18 protein-coding genes and 1 pseudogene are annotated in these 21913 nt (G+C 63.6%); 14 read left to right on the forward strand and 5 right to left on the reverse strand.

Going from position 1 to position 21913, the window contains the following annotated elements:
- Positions 1-13 precede the first annotated feature (13 nt).
- From H7993_RS13765 to gcvH, 5 genes are all read left to right on the forward strand, one after another.
- The gene (locus H7993_RS13765; protein ID WP_185794801.1) at positions 14-1231 is read left to right on the forward strand and encodes a 2-octaprenyl-3-methyl-6-methoxy-1,4-benzoquinol hydroxylase; all 1218 of its coding nucleotides are present in this window, start codon (positions 14-16) and stop codon (positions 1229-1231) included.
- A 118-nt stretch (positions 1232-1349) separates the two neighbouring features.
- A complete protein-coding gene (locus tag H7993_RS13770; protein WP_185794704.1) occupies positions 1350-2351 on the forward strand; it encodes an extracellular solute-binding protein in 1002 nt (333 codons plus the stop codon).
- A gap of 204 nt (positions 2352-2555) precedes the next feature.
- Complete coding sequence (locus H7993_RS13775) at positions 2556-4181, forward strand: ABC transporter permease (RefSeq protein ID WP_185794705.1); 1626 nt, start codon at positions 2556-2558, stop codon at positions 4179-4181.
- 154 nt (positions 4182-4335) lie between these two features.
- The gene (gene gcvT / locus H7993_RS13780; RefSeq protein ID WP_185794706.1) at positions 4336-5418 is read left to right on the forward strand and encodes a glycine cleavage system aminomethyltransferase GcvT; all 1083 of its coding nucleotides are present in this window, start codon (positions 4336-4338) and stop codon (positions 5416-5418) included.
- 44 nt (positions 5419-5462) lie between these two features.
- Positions 5463-5846, forward strand: coding sequence for a glycine cleavage system protein GcvH (gene gcvH, locus H7993_RS13785; RefSeq protein WP_185794707.1), 384 nt, complete (start codon positions 5463-5465; stop codon positions 5844-5846).
- A 37-nt stretch (positions 5847-5883) separates the two neighbouring features.
- On the opposite strand, the gene tauD is transcribed toward gcvH, so the two are convergent.
- The 4 genes and pseudogenes from tauD to tauA form a co-directional block, all read right to left on the reverse strand.
- Positions 5884-6717: a taurine dioxygenase gene (gene tauD, locus H7993_RS13790; RefSeq protein ID WP_185794708.1), complete on the reverse strand. Its 834-nt coding sequence runs from the start codon at positions 6715-6717 to the stop codon at positions 5884-5886.
- A 31-nt stretch (positions 6718-6748) separates the two neighbouring features.
- Positions 6749-7516, reverse strand: a pseudogene (gene tauC, locus H7993_RS13795) (taurine ABC transporter permease TauC); the annotation flags it as partial.
- A 59-nt stretch (positions 7517-7575) separates the two neighbouring features.
- Positions 7576-8382, reverse strand: coding sequence for a taurine ABC transporter ATP-binding subunit (gene tauB, locus H7993_RS13800; protein WP_185794710.1), 807 nt, complete (start codon positions 8380-8382; stop codon positions 7576-7578).
- Between the two features lie 28 nt (positions 8383-8410).
- Complete coding sequence (gene tauA, locus H7993_RS13805; protein WP_122796192.1) at positions 8411-9391, reverse strand: taurine ABC transporter substrate-binding protein; 981 nt, start codon at positions 9389-9391, stop codon at positions 8411-8413.
- 416 nt (positions 9392-9807) lie between these two features.
- Between tauA and H7993_RS13810 the strand changes: the two genes are divergently transcribed.
- The 7 genes from H7993_RS13810 (at position 9808) to ssuB (ending at position 16734) form a co-directional block, all read left to right on the forward strand.
- Complete coding sequence (locus tag H7993_RS13810; RefSeq protein WP_122479881.1) at positions 9808-11148, forward strand: OprD family porin; 1341 nt, start codon at positions 9808-9810, stop codon at positions 11146-11148.
- A gap of 152 nt (positions 11149-11300) precedes the next feature.
- On the forward strand, positions 11301-11939 hold the full coding sequence (locus H7993_RS13815; protein ID WP_185794711.1) for a peroxiredoxin: 639 nt from the start codon (positions 11301-11303) through the stop codon (positions 11937-11939).
- Between the two features lie 294 nt (positions 11940-12233).
- Positions 12234-12827, forward strand: a complete 594-nt coding sequence (gene ssuE / locus H7993_RS13820) for an NADPH-dependent FMN reductase (protein WP_122479879.1) — start codon at positions 12234-12236, stop codon at positions 12825-12827.
- A gap of 106 nt (positions 12828-12933) precedes the next feature.
- Positions 12934-13899 (forward strand): sulfonate ABC transporter substrate-binding protein, encoded by a 966-nt coding sequence (locus H7993_RS13825; protein ID WP_185794712.1) that lies wholly within the window; start codon positions 12934-12936, stop codon positions 13897-13899.
- 82 nt (positions 13900-13981) lie between these two features.
- Entirely contained in the window at positions 13982-15127 is a 1146-nt protein-coding gene (gene ssuD / locus H7993_RS13830; protein WP_185794713.1) for an FMNH2-dependent alkanesulfonate monooxygenase, read from the forward strand.
- A 9-nt stretch (positions 15128-15136) separates the two neighbouring features.
- On the forward strand, positions 15137-15925 hold the full coding sequence (gene ssuC / locus H7993_RS13835) for an aliphatic sulfonate ABC transporter permease SsuC (RefSeq protein ID WP_185794714.1): 789 nt from the start codon (positions 15137-15139) through the stop codon (positions 15923-15925).
- Complete coding sequence (ssuB, locus tag H7993_RS13840; protein WP_122479875.1) at positions 15922-16734, forward strand: aliphatic sulfonates ABC transporter ATP-binding protein; 813 nt, start codon at positions 15922-15924, stop codon at positions 16732-16734. The genes ssuC and ssuB overlap by 4 nt, the downstream gene beginning before the upstream one ends.
- A 315-nt stretch (positions 16735-17049) precedes the next feature.
- Here ssuB and H7993_RS13845 read toward each other — a convergent pair whose 3' ends face one another.
- Positions 17050-18426 (reverse strand): glutamine synthetase family protein, encoded by a 1377-nt coding sequence (locus H7993_RS13845; protein WP_122479874.1) that lies wholly within the window; start codon positions 18424-18426, stop codon positions 17050-17052.
- Between the two features lie 555 nt (positions 18427-18981).
- Here H7993_RS13845 and H7993_RS13850 point away from each other — a divergent pair.
- Both H7993_RS13850 and H7993_RS13855 read left to right on the forward strand, forming a co-directional pair.
- Positions 18982-20340, forward strand: a complete 1359-nt coding sequence (locus tag H7993_RS13850) for a glutamine synthetase family protein (RefSeq protein WP_122479873.1) — start codon at positions 18982-18984, stop codon at positions 20338-20340.
- A gap of 16 nt (positions 20341-20356) precedes the next feature.
- Entirely contained in the window at positions 20357-21721 is a 1365-nt protein-coding gene (locus tag H7993_RS13855; RefSeq protein WP_185794715.1) for an aspartate aminotransferase family protein, read from the forward strand.
- Positions 21722-21913: the final 192 nt, after the last annotated feature.

Here is a 21913-nt window from a genome sequence, read left to right on the forward strand (position 1 = left end):
CCATACGAATGAACTGCGCGCCGACCTGGTCATCGTCGGCGCGGGCATGGTCGGCAGCGCGCTGGCACTTGCCCTGCGTGACAGCGGCCTGGACATCCTGCTGATCGACGGCGGGCCGTTGACCGGCAAGCCGTTCGACGCACTGGCGCCGTTCGAGGCTAGGGTCAGTGCGCTGTCCGTGGCCAGCCAGCGCATTCTTCAGCGCCTGGGCGCCTGGGACGGTATCCAGGCGCGGCGTGCCAACCCCTACGGCCACATGTGCGTATGGGACGGCAGCGGTATCGGGCAGATCAATTTTTCCGCGGCCAGCGTGCATGCCGACACCCTGGGGCACATCGTCGAGAATCGCGTGGTTCAGGACGCGCTGCTCGAGCAGTTGCAGGACAGCGGAATCCGTCTGCTGGCCAATGCCCGGCTGGAGCAGCTGCGCTATTCGGGCGATGACCGACTGTTGACCCTGGCCGGTGGCCAGACCGTGCGTACCCCGCTGGTGATCGCCGCCGACGGCGCGCATTCGGCGGTCCGTGGTCTGGCGGGTTGCGAGACGCGCGAGTGGGATTACCTGCACCACGCCATCGTGACCAGCGTGCAGTGCAGCGAGGGGCATCGCGATACGGCCTGGCAACGTTTTACCGATGACGGCCCGCTGGCGTTTCTGCCTCTGCAGCGCGGAGATGGCAAGCATTGGTGCTCGATCGTCTGGTCGGCCACGCCGGAGCAGGCCGAGCGCTTGATGGCGCTGGATGACGCCGCGTTCTGCAAAGCCCTGGGGCAGGCCTTCGAGGGCCGTCTGGGCGAGGTGGTCGCTGCCGATGCCCGCCTGTGCGTACCATTGCGCCAGCGGCATGCCAAGCGCTACGTGGAGACCGGCCTGGCGCTGATCGGCGATGCCGCGCACACCATCCATCCGTTGGCCGGGCAGGGGGTCAACCTGGGTTTGCTCGACGCCGCCGTGCTGGCCGAAGAGCTGATACATGCCCGACAGCGAGGCGAACGGCTCGCCGGCCTGCCCGTGCTGAGCCGCTATGAGCGTCGGCGTATGCCGCACAACCTGGCCTTGATGGGGGCCATGGAAGGCTTCGAGCGCCTGTTCCAGGCCGATCAGCTGCCGTTGCGCTGGCTGCGCAACACGGGCTTGAAATGGGTGGAACGACTACCTGAAGCCAAGGCGCTGTTCGTCCGCCAGGCGCTTGGCCTCACGGGGGATCTGCCTGCGCTGGCACGCCTGTAGGCATGAGGTGTGATCGATGGCCGGTAACATTTGGTAACGGCTGGACCCCAAGTTCGGTTGAGAAGCTAAATGTGATTCACTACCATTTCGCCCTCACTCGAATGGCAAGGGTTCCCTCATGATGGCGCGCAAACGTCTTCTCGCTGCACTGGCGCTCTGTCTGTTGGGTGGCAACGCCCACGCTGCCGATGAAGTGGTCGTCTATTCTTCGCGCATCGACGAGCTGATCAAGCCGGTGTTCGACGCCTACACCGCGAAAACCGGGGTCAAGGTCAAGTTCATCACCGACAAGGAAGCGCCGTTGATGCAGCGCATCAAGGCCGAAGGGCAGAACGCCACGGCCGACCTGCTGCTCACCGTCGACGCCGGCAACCTGTGGCAGGCCGAGCAGATGGGTATCCTGCAACCCATCACGTCAGCCGTCATTGACGGCAACATTCCCGCGCAATACCGTGCCGCGTCCCATCAATGGACCGGCCTGAGCCTGCGCGCGCGGACCATCGCCTACGCCAGCGAACGGGTCAAGCCGCAGGAGCTGAGCACCTACGAGGCCTTGGCCGACAAGCAGTGGGAAGGGCGGTTGTGCCTGCGTACGGCGAAGAAGGTCTACAACCAGTCGCTGACCGCCACGTTGATCGAGACCCATGGCGCAGAGAAGACCGAGCAGATTCTCAAGGGCTGGGTGAACAACCTGTCCACCGACGTGTTCTCCGATGACATTGCGGTGCTGCAGGCCATCGACGCCGGGCAGTGCGACGTGGGTATCGTCAACAGCTACTACTATGGGCGCCTGCACAAGCAGCAGCCGAATCTGGGCGTGAAGCTGTTCTGGCCGAACCAGGGCGATCGCGGCGTTCATGTGAACCTGTCGGGCATTGGCCTGAACAAGTATGCACCGCATCCGCAGGCGGCCATTGCGCTGGTCGAGTGGATGACCGGGCCGCAGGCGCAGGCGATCTTTGCCGGGGTGAACCAGGAGTTTCCGGCCAACCCGACGGTGGCTCCATCTGCCGAAGTCGCCAGTTGGGGTGAGTTCAAGGCCGACACCTTGCCCGTGGAAGTGGCCGGCAAGCGTCAGGCCGAGGCGATCCGGTTGATGGACCGTGCCGGCTGGAACTGAGCTGATATCGGTGGTGCGGCCTTCGGGCAGAGACCCGCTCCCACAGAAGAACAGGTGCTATTGGTGCCTTTTTGCTTCCGCTGTGGGAGCGGGTCTCTGCCCGCGAACGGCGCGCCACCGTAGATGCTGACACTGCGCAGTAAGCTCCACACGGCAGTGGACGGCGTCGAGAAGCCTGCAACCTGAAAACCACGAGTGAATCCATTGTCTTCTTCCGCCCAACGCCGTTGGTACCCGCTGGTCCTGGCCGTGGTCGGGCTGGTGCTGCTGCCGTTGAGCGTGCTTGTGCTTTCCTGGCAAAGCATCGACATGCAGATATGGTCCCACCTGTGGGATACGCAGATGCCGCGCCTGCTGGGCAATACGCTTACCCTGGTGCTGGGCGTAGGTACGGGCGTGACGGTGCTTGGCGTCAGCCTCGCCTGGCTTACCAGCCTGTGTGAATTCCCCGGCCGGCGCTGGCTCGACTGGGCCCTGATGCTGCCGTTTGCCATTCCGGCCTACGTACTGGCGTTCGTCTTCGTCGGCCTGCTGGATTTTGCCGGGCCGGTGCAGAGCCTGCTGCGCGAGTGGTTCGGCAGCGGCCTGCGCCTGCCGCGGGTGCGCTCCACGGGAGGGGTCATCATCGTTCTGGTGCTGGTGTTCTACCCGTACGTCTACCTGCTGGCGCGGACCGCGTTCCTGGCCCAGGGCAAGGGCTTGATGGAGGCGGCGCGCATGCTCGGCCAATCCCCCTGGCAAGCCTTCTGGCGAGTGGCCTTGCCGGTAGCCCGGCCGGCCATCGGTGCGGGCGTGGCACTGGCATTGATGGAAACCCTGGCGGATTTCGGCGCTGTGGCGGTGTTCAATTTCGACACCTTCACCACGGCCATCTACAAGACCTGGTACGGCTTCTTCAGCCTCTCCAGCGCGGCGCAGCTGGCCAGCCTGCTGTTGCTGGCCGTGATGCTGGTGCTTTACGGCGAGCGGCGTGCGCGCGGTCAGGATCATGCGGCCAACGAACGCCCGCGTGGGCAGGCGCTGTATCGGCTGCGCGGGCTCAAGGCATGGGTGGCCAGCGGCTGGTGTGCGCTGGTGTTCGCCTGCGCCTTCGTCGTGCCCATGCTGCAGTTGGTCGTGTGGTGCTGGCAGCGCGGGCGCTTCGACCTCGACGAACGTTACCGTGAGCTGATCGTGCATACCCTGTACCTGGGCGCCATGGCCGCGCTGATCACGGTCACGGTAGCGCTGCTGCTGGCGTTTGCGCGGCGGCAGGCGCCCACGCGAGGCATTCGCGCCGGTGTGGCGGTGGCGAACCTGGGCTATGCCTTGCCGGGGTCGGTGCTGGCGGTGTCGCTGATGCTGGCTTTCAGTTTTCTCGACCGCGAGCTGGTCGTGCCGTTGTCCGGCTGGCTGGGCGGGGCCGGGCGGCCATTGCTGCTGGGCAGCGTGGCGGCGCTGCTGGTGGCCTATCTGGTACGGTTCATCGCAGTGGCCTATGGGCCGCTGGAAAGCAGCCTGGCGCGGATTCGCCCCTCGCTGCCCGAGGCGTCACGAAGCCTGGGCGTGGGTGGTCCGCGGCTGTTCTTCAAGGTATATCTGCCCCTGTTGCTGCCCGGCACGCTCAGCGCCGCGCTGCTGGTGTTCGTCGACACGCTCAAGGAGATGCCGGCGACCTTGCTGATGCGCCCGTTCGGCTGGGACACGCTGGCGGTGCGGGTATTCGAAATGACCAGTGAAGGCGAATGGGCGCGGGCGTCGCTGCCGGCCCTGACCCTGGTGCTGGTCGGCCTGCTGCCGGTCATCGGGTTGATTCGACGTTCGGCGCGCCAGGTCGGTCGAAACCACTGACCGGCTACGCGACCTTGTCGCTGCAGATATCACCACCGCGACCTTGTCGCTACAGATATCACGCCCGCGACCTTGTCGCTACAATGCGCCGCATCCGGCGCAGGCACCAAGGACAATTCGCCTGCGCTTTCGCCACGCCCGGAAGGAGAAACCCATGGGACAGCGCACGCCTCTGTATGACCTGCATCTTGCCCTCGGCGCAAAGCTGGTCGATTTTGGCGGTTGGGACATGCCCCTGCATTACGGCTCGCAAGTCGAAGAGCATCATCAGGTACGTCGCGATTGCGGCGTCTTCGACGTGTCGCATGTGACCGTGATCGATGTCCAAGGGCCGGACGCCCGGGCGTTCCTGCAATACCTGTTGGCCAACGATGTCGCCACCCTGACCGGCCCTGGCCAGGCCTTGTACAGCGCCATGCTCAACGCCGAGGGCGGGATCGTGGACGATCTGATCGCCTACTGCACCGAGGAAGGCTATCGCCTGGTGGTCAATGCCGCCACCCGTGACAAGGACCTGGCCTGGCTCAGCGCCCAGGCAGGCACGTTCGATGTGCAATGGCGCGAGCGCCCCGAGCTGGCGTTGCTGGCCGTGCAAGGGCCGCAGGCACGGCGCAAGGTCGCCGACCTGCTGGGCAGCCAACGCCGCGAGCTGCTTTTGCAACTGAACCCTTTCGAAGGCCGTCACCATCGCGACTGGTTCATTGCCCGCACCGGCTATACCGGCGAGGACGGTATCGAGATCGTCTTGCCCGCCGCGCAGGCGGTCGATTTCTTCAACGAATTGATCGGTGCGGGCATTTCGCCCATCGGCCTGGGCGCGCGCGATACGCTGCGTCTGGAAGCCGGGATGAACTTGTATGGCCAGGACATGGACGAGGCGCATTCGCCGCTGGCGTCCAACATGGCCGGCAGTGTGGCGTGGCAACCGAGCGCGCGCGCCTTCATCGGGCGCGAGGCGCTGGAGCGTGAACGGGCCGCCGGGCCGGCGATGAAACTGGTCGGCCTGGTGCTCGAAGAACGCGGGGTGCTGCGCGCGCATCAGGTGGTCCGCATCGCCGGAGTTGGCGAAGGAGAGATCACCAGTGGTAGTTTCTCCCCTACGCTGAGCAAGTCGATTGCATTGGCGCGTGTACCGATGGCGACCGCGGACCGTGCGGAAGTCGAGATACGTGGCAAATGGTACCCGGTACGGGTGGTCAAGCCGACCTTCGTCCGGCATGGTAGAACCCTGATCTGAATCGTATGGCGGGCTGGCCGCTGACCCTTGTTGAGGACAATGTTATGAGCGATATCCCTGCTGAACTCCGTTTTGCCGAAAGCCACGAATGGGCACGCCTGGAAGCAGATGGCACGGTGACCGTGGGCATCAGCGATCACGCCCAGGAAGCCTTGGGTGACGTGGTGTTCATCGAGCTGCCGGAAGTCGGCAAGGTCTTCGCCGCCGGTGATCAGGCGGGCGTGGTCGAGTCGGTCAAGGCCGCTTCGGACATCTACTCCCCAGTGGGGGGCGAGGTGGTCGCGATCAACGAAGCGTTGGCCGATGGCCCGGAAAGCGTCAACGGCGAACCCTATGGCGCCTGGTTCTTCAAGCTCAAGCCAAGCGCTGCCAGTGAGCTGGACACGCTGCTCGACGCTGCCGGCTACAAGGCCGCCATCGGCGAATGACGGCCAGCGGGGGCGGCCATCGCCGCCCCCCGTGCGTTCAATACGGTCGATCCCCCATTATCGTCGCTCGATGCATCACGCGTCGCTGCGGGCGGTAGTCGTCTATCGCGTAATGCTGGGTCACGCGGTTGTCCCAGAAGGCCACGTCCCCTTGGCGCCATTGCCAGCGTACGCAGAACTCCGGACGCGTGCTGTGGGCGAACAGCAGGTCGAGCAGCGCCCGACTTTCAGCTGTCGAGAGTTCGTTGATGTGGGTGGTGAAACCATCGTTGACGAACAATGCCTTGCGCCCGCTGACCGGATGGGTCCGTACCACCGGGTGTGACAGCGGGGGATGTTGCCGGCGGGTCTGCTCCCAGCGCGCCAGTGCCTGGGCATCGCTGCCAAAGCGCTCCAGCGGAAAAGACTTGGCAAAATCGTGGGTGGCGGTCAAACCGTCGAGCAGGGTCTGCAACGGCCTGGACAACACCTCGAACGCCGCGATTCCGCTGGCCCAGCAAGTGTCCCCGCCAAAGGGCGGTACCTGCTGGGCGGTCAGTATGGCGCCCATCGCCGGTTCCGCCAGAAAGGTCACGTCGGTGTGCCAGATGGCGTTGTCGCGTACGTCGGTCACGGCGGTGTCGAGCACCAGCACGTCGGGTTGCCCCGGCACACTGGGATAGATCGGATGAACGTGCAGGTCACCGAACTGCTGCGCCAGCCGTGCCTGCTGAAAAGGCGTCAGCTGCTGGTCGCGCCAGAACAGCACCTGATGGGCGAGCAGCGCGGCGTCGATCTCGCGCTGCTGGGCCGGGGTCAGTTCCCGACTGGGGTCGACGCCTTCGATGACCGCGCCGATGGTCGGGTTCAAGGGTGTGATGTGCAGAGTCATGTTGGTCAGCTCTGTTGGCAAAGTGGCTGGTTCAGTGGCTCTGGCCGTGCCAGGGCACCAGGCGCCGCTGCAGGGCGCGCAGGCCCATTTCCAGAGCGAAGGCGATCAGCGCGATGACCAGGATGCCCAGCACCACCACATCGGTGACCAGAAATTGCGCGGCCGACTGCACCATGAAGCCCAGGCCGCTGGTGGCTGCGATCAACTCAGCGGCGACCAGGGTCGACCAGCCGACGCCCAGGCCGATGCGGATACCGGTGAGGATGTCCGGCAGCGCACTGGGTATGATCACGTGGCGGATCAGTTGCGCCCGGGTGGCGCCCAGCGATTGCGCGGCGCGCAAACGGGCGGGATCGACATTGCGCACGCCGGTGGCCGTGGCGATGGCAATCGGCGCGAAGATGGCCAGGTAGATCAGCAACACCTTGGAGGTTTCACCGATGCCGCACCAGATCACGATGAGCGGCAGGTAGGCCAGCGGCGGGATGGGCCGGTAGAATTCGATCAGCGGGTCGAGAATGCCTTGCGCTATGCGGTTGTGGCCGATGGCGATGCCCACCGGAATGGCGAACAGCACGGCGAATGCCAAGGCCAGGCCGATGCGCCCCAGGCTGGCACCCAAATGTTGCCACAACGTGGCGTCCATATAGCCCTGGGTTGCCAGCAGCCAGGCTTTGTCCAGCACCGCGCCGGGCGAGGGCAGGAACAGGGGCTCTATCAGCTCGGAGGCGGTCACCGCCCACCACAGTGCCAGCACGCCTGCCAGGGTCAGCGTGCTGATGGCGCGCGTACTCAAGCGCCAGGGCCGGCGCGCGGTAGGTGCGCGGGCGCTGTCGAGAGCGTGCGTCGGGTAGAGGCTCATGCCGGCTCCTTGCGCGCAGTGGCGCCTTGGGTGACAACGCGCTGGGCGAAAACCTGGGCAAGGACGTGCTCGCGGGTCTCGATGAATCGGCGGTCGGACTTGATCGCCCGGGCGCTCTCGCCAGCGGCATAGCGCTGGCCGAAGTCCAGGCTCAGGCGCTCCTCGACATGGCCGGGGTTGGGCGCCAGCAGAATCAGGTCGGTGGCCAGGAATACCGCTTCTTCGATGTCGTGGGTAATCAGGAACACCGGCTTGGCGGTACGTTGCCAGACCTGCAGCAGCAACTCCTGCATCTGCTCCCGGGTGAACGCATCCAGTGCGCCGAACGGCTCGTCCATCAACAGCACCTGCGGGTCGGCCGCCAGTGCTCGAGCCAGGCCCACGCGTTGACGCTGGCCACCGGAGAGTTGCCATATCTGTCGCTCGCCGAAACCTGCCAGGTCGACCAGCGCAAGCATGTCCCGCGCCCGCGCCTCACGCTGCGCCCGGCCGGTGCCTGCCAGTTGCAAACCGAAGGCGACATTGGTCAGGACGTCCTGCCAGGGCAACAAGGCGTCATCCTGAAAGACCACGCCACGGTCGGCCCCCGGCCCCTTCACCGCAACGCCGTCCAGCGTGATGCGGCCACTGCTGGGAGCCACGAAACCGGCGATCAGGTTGAGCAGCGAAGTCTTGCCGCTGCCCGACGGGCCCAGTGCGACGCACAGCTGCTGTGGCCCCAGGCTCAGCGAGATGTCTTGCAGCACCGGCTGCGCGGCGCCCGGGTAGTGGGCGCCGATACGGTCGAGAATCAATTGGGCCACGGTCGAACTCCGGTTGGCGTGCGCGCGATCACTGAACGAACTGGGCGCTGACGTACGGCGTGTAGTCAGGCAGGAGCGCTTCCAGCTTGCCCTGCTCCTTGAGGAACTCGGCCGTCTTGGCCACCGCCTGCGCGGTGCCGCCACCCAGCAGCGCGGCGGAGGCCTGGGCCTGGGCATCGGGGTAGGTGGAGCCGGCGAGCAGGTCGGGGACGTCTGCGGCGTTGGCTCCCGTCAATTTGGCGATCTTGCGTACCGGCTCGGAATCGGCGGTCCACTGCGCCTGGTTCTTCGCATAGTCGGCGAACGAATCCAGCGTGACCTTGGCGAACCGGGCGATCACCTCGGGGTGCTTCTCGGCGTAATCCTTGCGCGCCACCCAGACCTCGAAAGTCGGTGCGCCCCACTGGCCGACCTGTGCGGCATCGGTGAGGGTCTTGCCGCTCTTGCGGATCTCGCCCAGCGCCGGCGACCAGACGAAGGCGCCGTCGATGTCGCCACGTTTCCACGCAGCGGCAATTTCGGCCGGCTGCAGGTTGACCACCTTGACCTTGCCTTCCAGACCCCAATGCTTCAACGCGCCGAGCAGGCTGTAGTGGGAAGTGGACACGAAAGGCGTTGCAATGGTCTTGCCGACCAACTGCTGCGGATTGTCGATACCGCTGCCGTTGCGCACCACCAGGGCTTCGGCGGAATTGATCTGCGCCGAAACGATGAAGGCGACGATGGGCAGCTTGCGTGAGGTGGCGGCTGCCAGCGGACTCGATCCCAGGTTGCCGATCTGTACATCGCCCGAGGCAATCGCCGTGACCACTTCCGGGCCACTGTTGAAGCGACGCCAGTCGATCTTCTCGCCAATGGCCTTTTCATAGGTGCCATCGGCCTGGGCGACCTTGCTGGGGTCGATGCCGGTCTGGTAGCCGACGGTCAACGTGGCGGCCTGGATGCCCATGGCCAGGCTGGCCAGGGCCAGGGTGCTGACCAGTTTTCGTGCGAAATGCTGTTTGGCCATGGTGGCTGCCTTTTGCGAGAGTCGGGTGGCTGAGGACCTTCGAACCCGCGCTGCCAAAGCGCGAAACGGCAAGTGTCGGAAGGGCGAATGAGGGCGAATCTAAACGATATAAGAAACGGCTTTGAAATACCGTTTGGGAATTAGCTTATGTTTTGCAACTGGATTGAACTTTTTTGTTTGGACGCTCAAGGTTGTTATGCATTTAAATTCTAAAAAAACTTGAAACAATTCTTTTTGGTTTTGTGAAAATTTCGTTAACCTCGGCAACCAGAGTTTGGCTTAGACCAAGGTCTCGAATCGGCTTGTAAACATTGACTAACCGGTCACGCTTTGGCGCTAATCGCGCATCTGCGGACAAGGGGCGCCAGACCCCCGACCAAAGACACCACAAAAATTAGAAACCAGAGGAGCATCACATGTACAAGCAGTCGCTCGCCGCAGCCATCGCGCTCGCCAGCATCTCCACCAGTGTCTACGCCGCCGATCCGGCACCCTCGGGTTTCCTCGAAGCCAGCAAAGCAACGCTGAGCTCGCGGACCATGTATTTCCGCAACGATACCCGTGAAGGCACGGCGAACGACCAGGAAGAATCGGCTCAAGGCTTCCTCTTCAACTTCATTTCTGGCTACACCCCCGGCACCGTCGGCTTCGGTCTGGACGTGCAGGGCATGACCGGCATCCACCTGGACGGCGGCCGCGGTCACCACCCGAACAACAACAGCTTCTTCCCCAGCGACACCGACGGTTCGGCCGAGAAGTCGTGGTCGCGTGTAGGCGCCAACGGCAAGGTCAAGTTCGCCAAGACCGAACTCAAGGTGGGTAGCGCACTGCAGCCCAACCTGCCGATCCTGGTATCCAACGATGGTCGCTTGCTGCCTGCGGTTTACCAGGGCGGTATCCTGACCTCCAAGGACCTGGACAACTTCACCTTCACCGCCGGCCGCCTGAACAAGTCTGCGGGCCGTGCGACCAGCAACTACTCGGGCCTGGGCCTGAACGGCGGTACTCAGGACTCGAACAACTTCCAGTTCGCCGGTGTCGACTGGAAGGCCACCAAGGACCTGACCCTGCAGGTCTACCACGCGCAGCTGGAAGACTATTACAAGCAGACTTTCCTCGGCGCCGTGCACGTACTGCCATTGGGTGAAGACCAGTCGTTCAAGACCGACCTGCGCTACTTCGACAGCAGCTCCGACGGCAAGAACGGTGATGCTGGCTACCGCTTCAACAACAACAGCGGCTACGCCAAGAACCCTGGCGAAGTCGACAACAAGACCTGGAGTGCCATCTTCACCTACAGCATCGCTGGCCACGCATTCCTGGCCGGTTACCAGCAAGTGGGCGACGACGGCGGCATGCCGTTCATCAACAACGGCAGCGTTGTCGATGGCAACAACCGCAACGAAGGCAACGGCGGTTCCAGCGTCTATCTGTTCACCGACAGCATGGTCAACTCGTTCACCCGCGCTGGCGAAAACACCACATTCGCCCAGTACTCCTATGACTTCAGCCGCATCGGCGTCCCTGGCCTGAAAGCCTCGGTTGCCTACCTGCATGGCGACGACATTCGCGCGGCCGGTACCGGTGACTCGAACAACTCCGAGTGGGAACGCGACATGCGCGTCGACTACGTGATCCAGAGCGGTCTGCTGAAGAACTTCGGCGCCACCCTGCGTAACGGTACCTACCGCAGCGACGTCGGCACCAACACCGATCAGACCCGTCTGATCTTCAACTACACGTACGCTTTCAAGTAATACGTGCCGTTGGAAAAAGCCCGCCTTGTGCGGGCTTTTTGTTTTCTGCCCTGGCGTTATTCCCGTTTCGCCTAGCCCCAGCACGATCCATTCTTTTTATTTCCTGGCCGCTCAGTGCACAGTCATGCGCACAACAGCCCAGGAGCATCACCATGACCATTCGACTCGGCGACATCGCCCCCGATTTCCAGCAGGACTCGAGCCAGGGCACCATCAGCTTCCATCAGTGGCTGGGCGACCAATGGGGGGTGCTGTTCTCGCACCCGGCCGACTTCACGCCGGTGTGCACCACCGAACTGGGTTTTACCGCCAAGCTCGCCGACGAGTTCGCCGGGCGCAACGTCAAGGCCATCGCGCTGTCGGTGGATCCGGTCGAATCCCATCACCGCTGGATCGGTGACATCGACGAGACCCAGGGCACCACAGTGAATTTTCCGATCCTGGCCGATGCCGACCGCAAGGTGTCCCAGCTCTACGATCTGATTCACCCGAACGCCAGTGACACCCTTACGGTGCGTTCGCTGTTCGTCATCGACCCCAACAAGAAGGTGCGGCTGACCATCACGTACCCGGCCAGTACCGGGCGCAATTTCCACGAGATCCTGCGGGTGATCGATTCGCTGCAATTGACCGACAGCCACAAGGTCGCCACCCCGGCCAACTGGCAGGATGGCGATGACGTGGTGATCGTGCCTTCGCTCAAGGACGAAGAGGAAATCAGGCAGCGCTTCCCCAAGGGCTACACGGCAGTGAAACCCTACCTGCGCCTGACCCCCCAGCCCAACCGCTGATCTGAACCTGATACAACTTGCCCTCTGTAGCAGCGGCGCAAGCCGCGTCCGGGACGTCGCGGTGTATCGAATGCACCGCATGGCCCGCTGACGCGGCTTGCGCCGCTGCTACAGGTATCGCGGTGATATCCATGCGGTGTGCGCAGCAGGGATAGGAAATGTAGGTATATGTTTTTATCGAATAACCAAATGAATAAATATGATTTAAAGATATAAATCCTGCCTGCTACTGTTCCTTCCATTCCGGCGACTTCTCCAGAAGCGCTCCGATTTCGCTATTCAAGGATTTACCCCATGCTGGTCGTATCCCTGGGCGGCAGCCCCAGCCTGCGCTCGCGCTCTGGTGTACTGCTGGAGCGCAGCAAGCAGTGGCTGCAACGACAAGGCGTCGAAGTGGTGACGTTTCAGGTACGGGACTTCCCGGCCGAAGACCTGCTGCATGCCCGCTTCGACAGCCCGCACGTACTGCATTTCAACGAACTGGTCGGCAAGGCCGATGGCCTGGTGGTTGCCACGCCGGTATACAAGGCGTCGTTCTCCGGTGCACTGAAGACCCTGCTCGACCTGCTTCCCGAGCGTGCCCTTAGCAACAAGGTGGTGCTGCCCATTGCCACCGGTGGCAGCATCGCCCACATGCTGGCGGTGGACTACGCGCTGAAACCAGTGCTGGCTTCGCTCAAGGCCCAGGAAATGCTCCAGGGCATCTTCGCCGACGACAGCCAGATCGCCTATGGCGAAGGCAGTCATGCAGCCCAGTTGGCGCCGGCGCTCGAGCAGCGCCTGGAAAATGCGCTGCAGGAGTTTCATGCCTTCCTGCTGCGCAAACCACAGACCCATGACCCGGCCTTGCTCATGCAAAGCCTGCGCAGTGCCCGCTGGAGCATCTGATTCCAACCGCCGCTCGCGGCCGCGACACTTTTCGCTGTACCCACCTTACTGGCCCGCCAACGGGCAAGCAGGTGCAACCCAATTCCCCCTGCAGAAGGAGAGTGCCATGCGCACCCTGTTCTTGCGTCGTGGCGTGGTCGCACTGTTTGCTGCGGCTGTGTCGTTCGGCGCCATCACCCAGGCCCAGGCTGAAACCCTGCGCATCGGTTACCAGAAATACGGCACGCTGGTGCTGCTCAAGGCCAAGGGCACGCTGGAGAAACGCCTGGCGGCCCAGGGCGTCGACGTCAAATGGACCGAGTTTCCCGGCGGCCCGCAGTTGCTCGAAGGGCTGAACGTCGGTTCGATCGATTTCGGCGTGACCGGTGAAACCCCGCCGGTATTCGCCCAGGCCGCCGGGGCCGATCTGCTGTATGTGGCCTACGAGCCGCCAGCCCCGACCAGCGAAGCGATCCTGGTACCCAAGGATTCGACGATCCGCTCGGTCGCTGAACTCAAGGGCAAGAAGGTTGCGCTGAACAAGGGTTCCAACGTGCATTACCTGCTGGTGCGCGCGCTGGAAGAAGCCGGGCTCAAGTACTCCGACATCCAGACCGTCTACCTGCCGCCTTCCGATGCCCGCGCGGCGTTCGAGCGCGGCAGCGTCGATGCGTGGGTGATCTGGGATCCCTACCAGGCAGCGGCCGAGCAGCAGTTGCAGGCGCGCACCCTGCGCAACGGCCAGGGCATCGTCGACAACCTGCAGTTCTACCTGGCCACCAAACCCTATGCCGAGCAGCACCCCGAGGTGATCACCGCGCTGGTCGAGGAGGTGCGCGCCGTGGGCGAGTGGTCCAAGGCGCATCCCGAAGAAGTGACCGCCCAGGTCGCACCGTTGCTGGGCCTGCCAGCGGACATCACCCTGACCTCGGTGAAACGCCAAGGCTACGGCGCGCAATTTCTCAACCCGCAGACCGTCGCCGCGCAGCAGAAGATCGCCGACAGCTTTCACCAGCTCAAGCTGATCCCCAAGCCGCTGCGCATTCAGGATGTGATCTGGACACCGCCAGCCAACGTTGCCAAGGCACCGTGATCCGCTGCGCCCCCGCCCCCGCCCCGGCACAACTGCACCGGTGCCCGCGCATCGGTTCCGAGCCACGTCAGGAGACAACTCCATGAGCCTCAATATTTTCTGGTTTCTTCCCACCCACGGCGACGGTCATTACCTGGGCACCTCCGAAGGTGCACGGGCGGTCGACCACGGTTACCTGCAACAGATCGCGCAGGCGGCCGATCGCCTCGGCTACGGCGGCGTACTGATCCCTACCGGGCGCTCCTGCGAAGACTCCTGGCTGGTGGCGGCCTCGTTGATTCCGGTCACCCAGCGCCTGAAATTCCTGGTTGCCCTGCGCCCTGGAATCATCTCGCCCACCGTGGCCGCGCGTCAGGCAGCGACCCTGGACCGCTTGTCCAACGGCCGCGCGCTGTTCAACCTGGTCACTGGCGGCGACCCTGACGAGCTGTCGGGCGACGGTCTGTTCCTTACTCACGAGGAGCGCTACGAGGCGTCGGTGGAATTCACCCGTATCTGGCGCCGCGTGCTGGAAGGCGAAACGGTCGACTACGATGGCAAGCACCTCACCGTCAAAGGCGCCAAGCTGCTCTATCCGCCGGTGCAGCAGCCGCGTCCGCCGCTGTACTTCGGCGGGTCTTCCGATGCGGCTCAAGACCTTGCCGCCGAACAGGTGGAGATGTACCTGACCTGGGGCGAGCCACCGGCAGCGGTGGCCGAGAAGATCGCCCAGGTGCGCGAGAAGGCCGCCAAGCTCGGCCGGACCGTACGCTTCGGAATCCGCCTGCACGTGATCGTGCGTGAAACCAATGCAGAAGCCTGGCAGGCCGCCGAGCGGCTGATCGCCCATGTCGACGACGATACCATTGCCCGCGCCCAGGCTTCGCTGGCGCGCTTCGATTCGGTGGGTCAGCAGCGCATGGCCGCATTGCATGGCGGCAGCAAGGACAAGCTGGAGGTGAGCCCCAACCTGTGGGCCGGCGTCGGCCTGGTCCGCGGCGGCGCCGGAACCGCGCTGGTCGGTGACGGCCCGACGGTGGCCGAGCGAGTCAAGGAGTACGCCGCACTGGGCATCGACACGTTCATCTTCTCCGGCTACCCGCACCTGGAAGAGTCGTACCGCGTGGCCGAGCTGTTGTTCCCGCACCTGGACGTACAGCGCCCGGAAGCGCCGACCGGCGCCAACTACGTCAGCCCGTTCGGTGAGATGGTGGCCAACGACATTTTGCCCAAGGCCGCCCAGCGCTGAGAAACTGCCATGAGTACAACGAGCAAAATCATCCACCGGCTGGCGCCCTGGGCGCTGCCGGTGGGCCTGCTGTTGATCTGGCAGCTGGCGGTCAGCGTCGGCTGGCTGTCGACGCGGATCCTGCCAGCGCCCAGCGCGGTGCTCGCGGCAGGCGTCGCGCTGTTCAAGTCCGGGGAGATCTGGACGCACCTGGCCATCAGCGGCTGGCGCGCGTGCATCGGCTTCGCCATCGGTGGCGGCATCGGTCTGCTACTGGGGCTGATCAGCGGCCTGTCGCGCTGGGGCGAGCGCCTGCTCGACACCTCGGTGCAGATGATCCGCAACGTCCCGCACCTGGCGCTGATTCCGCTGGTGATTCTGTGGTTCGGTATCGATGAGTCGGCGAAGATCTTTCTGGTCGCGCTGGGCACATTGTTCCCGATCTACCTGAACACCTACCACGGCATCAAGAACGCCGACCCCGCGTTGGTGGAAATGGCACGCAGCTATGGCCTGTCCGGATTTCGTTTGTTCTGGCAGGTGATTCTGCCCGGGGCGTTGCCTTCCATTCTGGTCGGCGTACGTTTCGCCCTCGGCCTGATGTGGCTGACGCTGATCGTTGCGGAAACCATTTCCGCCAGCTCCGGCATCGGTTACCTGGCCATGAACGCGCGCGAATTCCTGCAGACCGACGTGGTGGTGCTGGCCATCGTGCTCTATGCGATTCTCGGCAAGCTGGCCGACTTGGCGGCGCGTGGGCTGGAGCGAGTGTGGCTGCGCTGGCATCCGGCCTATCAAACCAAGGGAGGTGCAGCATGACCGTTTTCAAGGAACAGCCGCAGAACCTGCGGCGCGGGATTCCACTGGCGGTTCGCCAGCTACGCAAGACCTTTGGCGAGCGCGAGGTTCTGCGCGAGATCGACCTGAACATTCCGGCCGGGCAGTTCGTGGCCATCGTCGGCCGCAGCGGGTGCGGCAAGAGCACCTTGCTGCGGCTGCTGGCAGCACTCGACCAACCCACCAGCGGACAACTGCTGGCAGGTTCCGGTCCGCTCAGCGATGCGCGCAACGACACCCGGCTGATGTTCCAGGAAGCCCGTCTGCTGCCATGGAAACGAGTGATCGACAACGTGGGCCTGGGGCTGTCCGGCAATTGGCGCGAGCAGGCCTTGCAGGCGCTCGAAGCGGTGGGCCTGGCCGAGCGCGCCGATGAGTGGCCGGCGGGGTTGTCCGGGGGGCAGAAGCAGCGCGTGGCGCTGGCGCGGGCCCTGATTCACAAGCCGCGGCTGTTGCTGCTGGACGAGCCCTTGGGGGCGCTGGATGCGCTCACGCGCATCGAGATGCAGCAGTTGATCGAGAGCCTGTGGCGCAAGCACGGTTTTACCGTGTTGCTGGTAACCCACGATGTGGCCGAGGCGGTGGCGATTGCCGACCGGGTGATTCTGATCGAGGAGGGGCGCATTGGTCTGGACCTGGCCGTCGAGTTGCCACGTCCGCGCGCTCGCGGTTCCCATCGCCTGGCGGCGCTGGAAAGCGAAGTGCTCAATCGAGTATTGGCGCTGCCGGGCAATCCACCGGAGCCCGAGCCGCCGTCGCCATTGCCGACCCAGTTGCGCTGGGCACGCTGATCCGGACGCGGTACGTCAGGTAATCCGCACGTACCGCCGACGCGGCTCGCGCCGCTGCTACAGGGATTGTGCCAGCCGCGCCATGTCGTTCGCACCGCAGGCCAGATGCGACACATCCCCCCGTAGCAGCGGCGCAAGCCGCGTCCAGGCGCGATACGGTGCACCTGCCGCACCGCAGCCCAGAAGACACGTGGAACCCCTGTAGCAGCGGCGCGAGCCGCGTCCGGGGACGACGCGGTATACCTGCTGCACCGCCGCCCAGCAAATGCGTTCGTGAACATCGCGGCATGGCAGGCATACCGCGGCACCCGGCCGTTACACCGTGTGCAGGTACCAGTTGTATTCCAGGTCCGAGATGGAGTGTTCGAACTCTTCCAGCTCGCTTTCCTTGCAGGCCACGAAGATATCGATGTATTTCGGATCGATGTACTTGGCCAACACCTCGCTGTCGTCCAGCAGGCGCAGGGCATCGCGCAGGTTGGTCGGCAGGCTCTGCTCGTTCTGCTCGTAGGAGTTGCCCGTCACCGGCTCGTTGGGCTCGACCTGATTGGTCAGGCCGTGGTGCACGCCGGCCAATACTGCGGCCATCAACAGGTAAGGGTTGGCATCGGCGCCGGCAACGCGGTGTTCCAGGCGCACGGCATCCGGGGTTCCGGTAGGCACGCGCAAGGCAACGGTACGGTTGTCCAGGCCCCAGCAGGGCGAGTTGGGCACATAGAACTGAGCACCGAAGCGGCGGTACGAATTGACGTTCGGGCACAGGAACGCCATCGACGCGGGCAGGGTCTCGAGCACACCGCCGATCGCGTGACGCAATGCGGCGTTCTGCTCGGGATCCTCACTGGTGAAGATGTTCTTGCCGTCCTTGTCCAGGATCGAGATGTGCACGTGCAGCCCGTTGCCCGCCTGGCCCGGATAGGGCTTGGCCATGAACGTGGTGTCCATCTCGTGGTCGTAGGCGATGTTCTTGATCAGGCGCTTGAGCAGCACTGCATAGTCGCAGGCCTTCATGGCATCCGGAACGTGGTGCAGATTGACCTCGAACTGCGCCGGCGCACTTTCCTTGACGATGGCGTCGGCCGGGATGCCCTGTTCCTTCGCCCCTTCGAGGATGTCCTGCAGGCAGTCCACGTACTCGTCCAGGTCGTCGATCAGATACACCTGGGTCGAATGCGGACGCTTGCCGGAGATCGGCGAGCGCGGCGGCTGCGGTCGACCGTTCACGTTTTCCTGGTCGATCAGGTAGAACTCCAGCTCGAAGGCGGCGCAGATGGTCAGGCCCATGGCGTCGAACTTCTCGACGACCTGGCGCAGCACTTCACGCGGGTCGGCGAAGAACGGCTCGCCTTCGAGTTCGTGCATGGTCATCAGCAATTGCGCGGTAGGGCGCTTCTGCCAAGGCTCGTTGCACAGGGTGTCGGGAATGGGGTAGCAGATACGATCGGCATCGCCGATGTCCAGGCCAAGACCGGTGCTTTCCACGGTAGAGCCGTTGATGTCCAGGGCAAACAGCGAGGCGGGCAGGTTGATGCCTTTCTCGTAAACCTTGTGGAGGCTGGTGCGCTCGATGCGCTTGCCACGCACCACACCATTCATATCTGCAATCAGAAGGTCGACGTACAGAACCTCAGGATGTTCCTTAAGGAATGCGTTCGCTTCGTTAAGCTGAACGGCACGCGGGGGTACCGACATGATGCAACACCTTTGTTGTTAAAAATATCAATCATTGGGTCGAACAGGTTTCAGTCAATCCGAAAGCCAACACTAAGTCAAGCGAGCCGGGTTTTGCCCTGAAAGAGCGCTGTTGAGCCTCTTTTGCTGCATATCGGGGCGCATGCGCCTGGCAATTACGGTGCCTTGCAACTGGCTGAAAAGTGTCTGCGGAAGTTTGCCGCCTGATAGTTGTGGAAAAAAATGAACAAGGCTAAGCTCGTTTTCAACCCGCCATTTCAATAATACCGAGGGTGAGTCATGGCACGCCTGCCATTATCTGATGGAGCTCGCTGCAGCCACCGGTTGCCGGCGACCAGAATAATTGACAGCCCACGGCGTTGCGTCTCTGTTTTTTTGTCCCTCCTGTACTGCCTGAGCCCCGAAACCGCTACCCTGAGCTTCACGTTCCGGCCGGGTATCGAGAGGCCGGGTGGGCAGTGTGCAGCCCTCGCTTGACCGCTTTCCCAACGACGCCCACGCGTCAACTCGTGCCCGGCTCGCCGCGAGCCAGGTCAATGGCCTCCTGAGGTATTTATGAGTCCCAACCTCGACCAGCTCACCGATTGGTTGAAAGATCACAAGATCACCGAAGTCGAATGCCTTATCGCCGACCTCACCGGGATCACCCGCGGCAAGATTTCCCCGACCAACAAGTTCATCGCCGAAAAAGGCATGCGCTTGCCGGAAAGTGTTCTATTGCAAACCGTGACTGGCGACTATGTAGAAGACGACATCTACTACGAGTTGCTCGACCCTGCCGACATCGACATGATCTGCCGCCCCGATGAGAACGCGGTGTTTCTCGTTCCCTGGGCCATAGAGCCCACGGCGCAGGTCATCCACGACACGTACGACAAGCAGGGCAACCCTATCGAGCTGTCGCCGCGCAACGTGCTCAAGAAGGTCTTGAAGCTGTATGCGGACCGAGGCTGGCAGCCGATCGTGGCGCCGGAGATGGAGTTCTACCTGACCAAGCGCTGCGAAGACCCGGACTTCCCGCTGCAGCCGCCGATCGGCCGCTCGGGACGCCCGGAAACCGGTCGGCAATCGTTTTCCATCGAAGCGGCGAACGAGTTCGATCCGTTGTTCGAAGACGTCTACGACTGGTGCGAGGCGCAGAACCTGGACCTCGACACCCTGATCCACGAAGACGGCACGGCGCAGATGGAAATCAACTTCCGGCACGGCAATGCCCTGCACCTGGCCGACCAGATCCTGGTGTTCAAACGCACCATGCGCGAGGCCGCGCTCAAGCACAACGTCGCCGCCACCTTCATGGCCAAGCCGATGACGGGCGAGCCGGGCAGTGCCATGCACCTGCACCAGAGCATCGTCGATTCGGCCACCGGCAAGAACATCTTCGCCAACGAAGACGGCTCGATGAGCCAGCTGTTCCTGCACCACGTCGGCGGCCTGCAGAAATTCATTCCCGAACTGCTGCCGCTGTTCGCGCCCAACGTCAATTCGTTCCGTCGTTTCCTGCCCGACACTTCGGCGCCGGTCAACGTCGAGTGGGGCGAGGAAAACCGCACCGTTGGCCTGCGCGTGCCCGACGCCACGCCGCAGAACCGGCGGGTCGAGAACCGCTTGCCGGGCGCCGATGCCAACCCGTACCTGGCCATCGCCGCCAGCCTGTTGTGCGGCTATATCGGCATGGTCGAGGGCCTGAACCCGAGTGCGCCGGTGCAGGGACGCGGCTACGAGCGGCGCAACCTGCGGCTGCCGTTGACCATCGAGGATGCGCTGGAGCGCATGGAAAACTGCAAGACGGTGGAGAAGTACCTGGGCAAGAAATTCGTCGTTGGCTATGTTGCGGTCAAGCGCGCCGAACACGAAAACTTCAAACGCGTGATCAGCTCGTGGGAACGTGAGTTCCTGCTGTTCGCGGTGTGAGAAAAAGGAGCGACAGATGAGCAACAACAACCCCCAGACCCAGCATTGGCAAGACTTGAGCAGCGCCCACCACCTGGCGCCGTTCAGCGACTACACGCAGCTGGCGCAGAAGGGTCCGCGGATCATCACCAAGGCCGACGGCGTGTACCTGTGGGACAGCGAAGGGCACAAGATCCTCGACGGCATGGCCGGCCTGTGGTGCGTGGCGATCGGCTACGGTCGCGAGGAGCTGGTGCAGGCAGCCAGCAAGCAGATGCGCGAACTGCCGTACTACAACCTGTTCTTCCAGACCGCCCACCCGCCCGCTCTCGAGCTGGCCAAGGCCATCGCCGACCTGGCGCCCGAGGGCATGAACCATGTGTTCTTCACCGGCTCCGGTTCCGAGGGCAACGACACCGTGCTGCGCCTGGTGCGCCATTACTGGGCGCTCAAGGGCAAGCCCGAGAAAAAGGTGATCATCAGCCGCATCAATGGCTACCACGGCTCCACCGTGGCCGGCGCCAGCCTGGGCGGCATGGCGGGCATGCACGAGCAGGGCGATCTGCCGATCCCGGGCATCGTGCACATCGCCCAGCCGTACTGGTTCGGCGAGGGTGGTGACATGACCCCGGACGAGTTCGGCATCTGGGCCGCCGAGCAGTTGGAACAGAAGATCCTGGAAGTGGGCGAAGACAACGTCGCGGCGTTCATCGCCGAGCCGATCCAGGGCGCCGGCGGTGTGATCATTCCGCCCGAGACTTACTGGCCGAAGGTCAAGGAAGTGCTGGCGCGCTACGACATCCTGTTCGTGGCCGATGAAGTCATCTGTGGCTTCGGCCGTACCGGCCACTGGTTCGGCAGCGACTACTATGATCTGGCGCCCGACCTGATGACCATCGCCAAGGGCCTCACCAGCGGCTACATCCCCATGGGCGGCGTCATCGTGCGCGATGAGGTGGTGCAGGTGATCAACCAGGGTGGCGACTTCAACCACGGCTTCACCTATTCCGGGCATCCGGTCGCGGCGGCAGTGGCGCTGGAAAACCTGCGTATCCTGCGCGACGAGCACATCGTCGACACGGTCCGAACCGATGCGGCACCGTATTTGCAAAAGCGTCTGCGCGAACTGCAGGACCATCCGCTGGTGGGTGAGGTCCGTGGCCTGGGCATGCTCGGCGCCATCGAGCTGGTCAAGGACAAGGCGACTCGCAGCCGTCACGAAGGGCGGGGCGCCGGTATGATCTGTCGGCAGTTCTGCTTCGACAACGGGCTGATCATGCGGGCCGTCGGTGACACCATGATCATTGCACCGCCGCTGGTCATCAGCCACGCCGAGATCGACGAGCTGGTGAGCAAGGCACGGCTTTGCCTGGACCTGACACTCGAAGCACTCGGGGGCTAGATGCTAGGCTTGCTCCCGTCGGGAGCATCGGTACGCAAAATGCGACGGCGTTCCGTAGGAGCGGTCACCGGCCGCGAAAGCTGCGACGCGGTCTCGACTGATACCGCAGTGGTTTCTTCGCGGCCAATGACCGCTCCTACGGATCATCAAAACACGGCACTCGATCAATATTGGCATCAGGTTAAGACCAAG

The organism is Pseudomonas baltica (genome assembly GCF_014235765.1).
In the GTDB taxonomy this organism is placed as follows: domain Bacteria; phylum Pseudomonadota; class Gammaproteobacteria; order Pseudomonadales; family Pseudomonadaceae; genus Aquipseudomonas; species Aquipseudomonas baltica.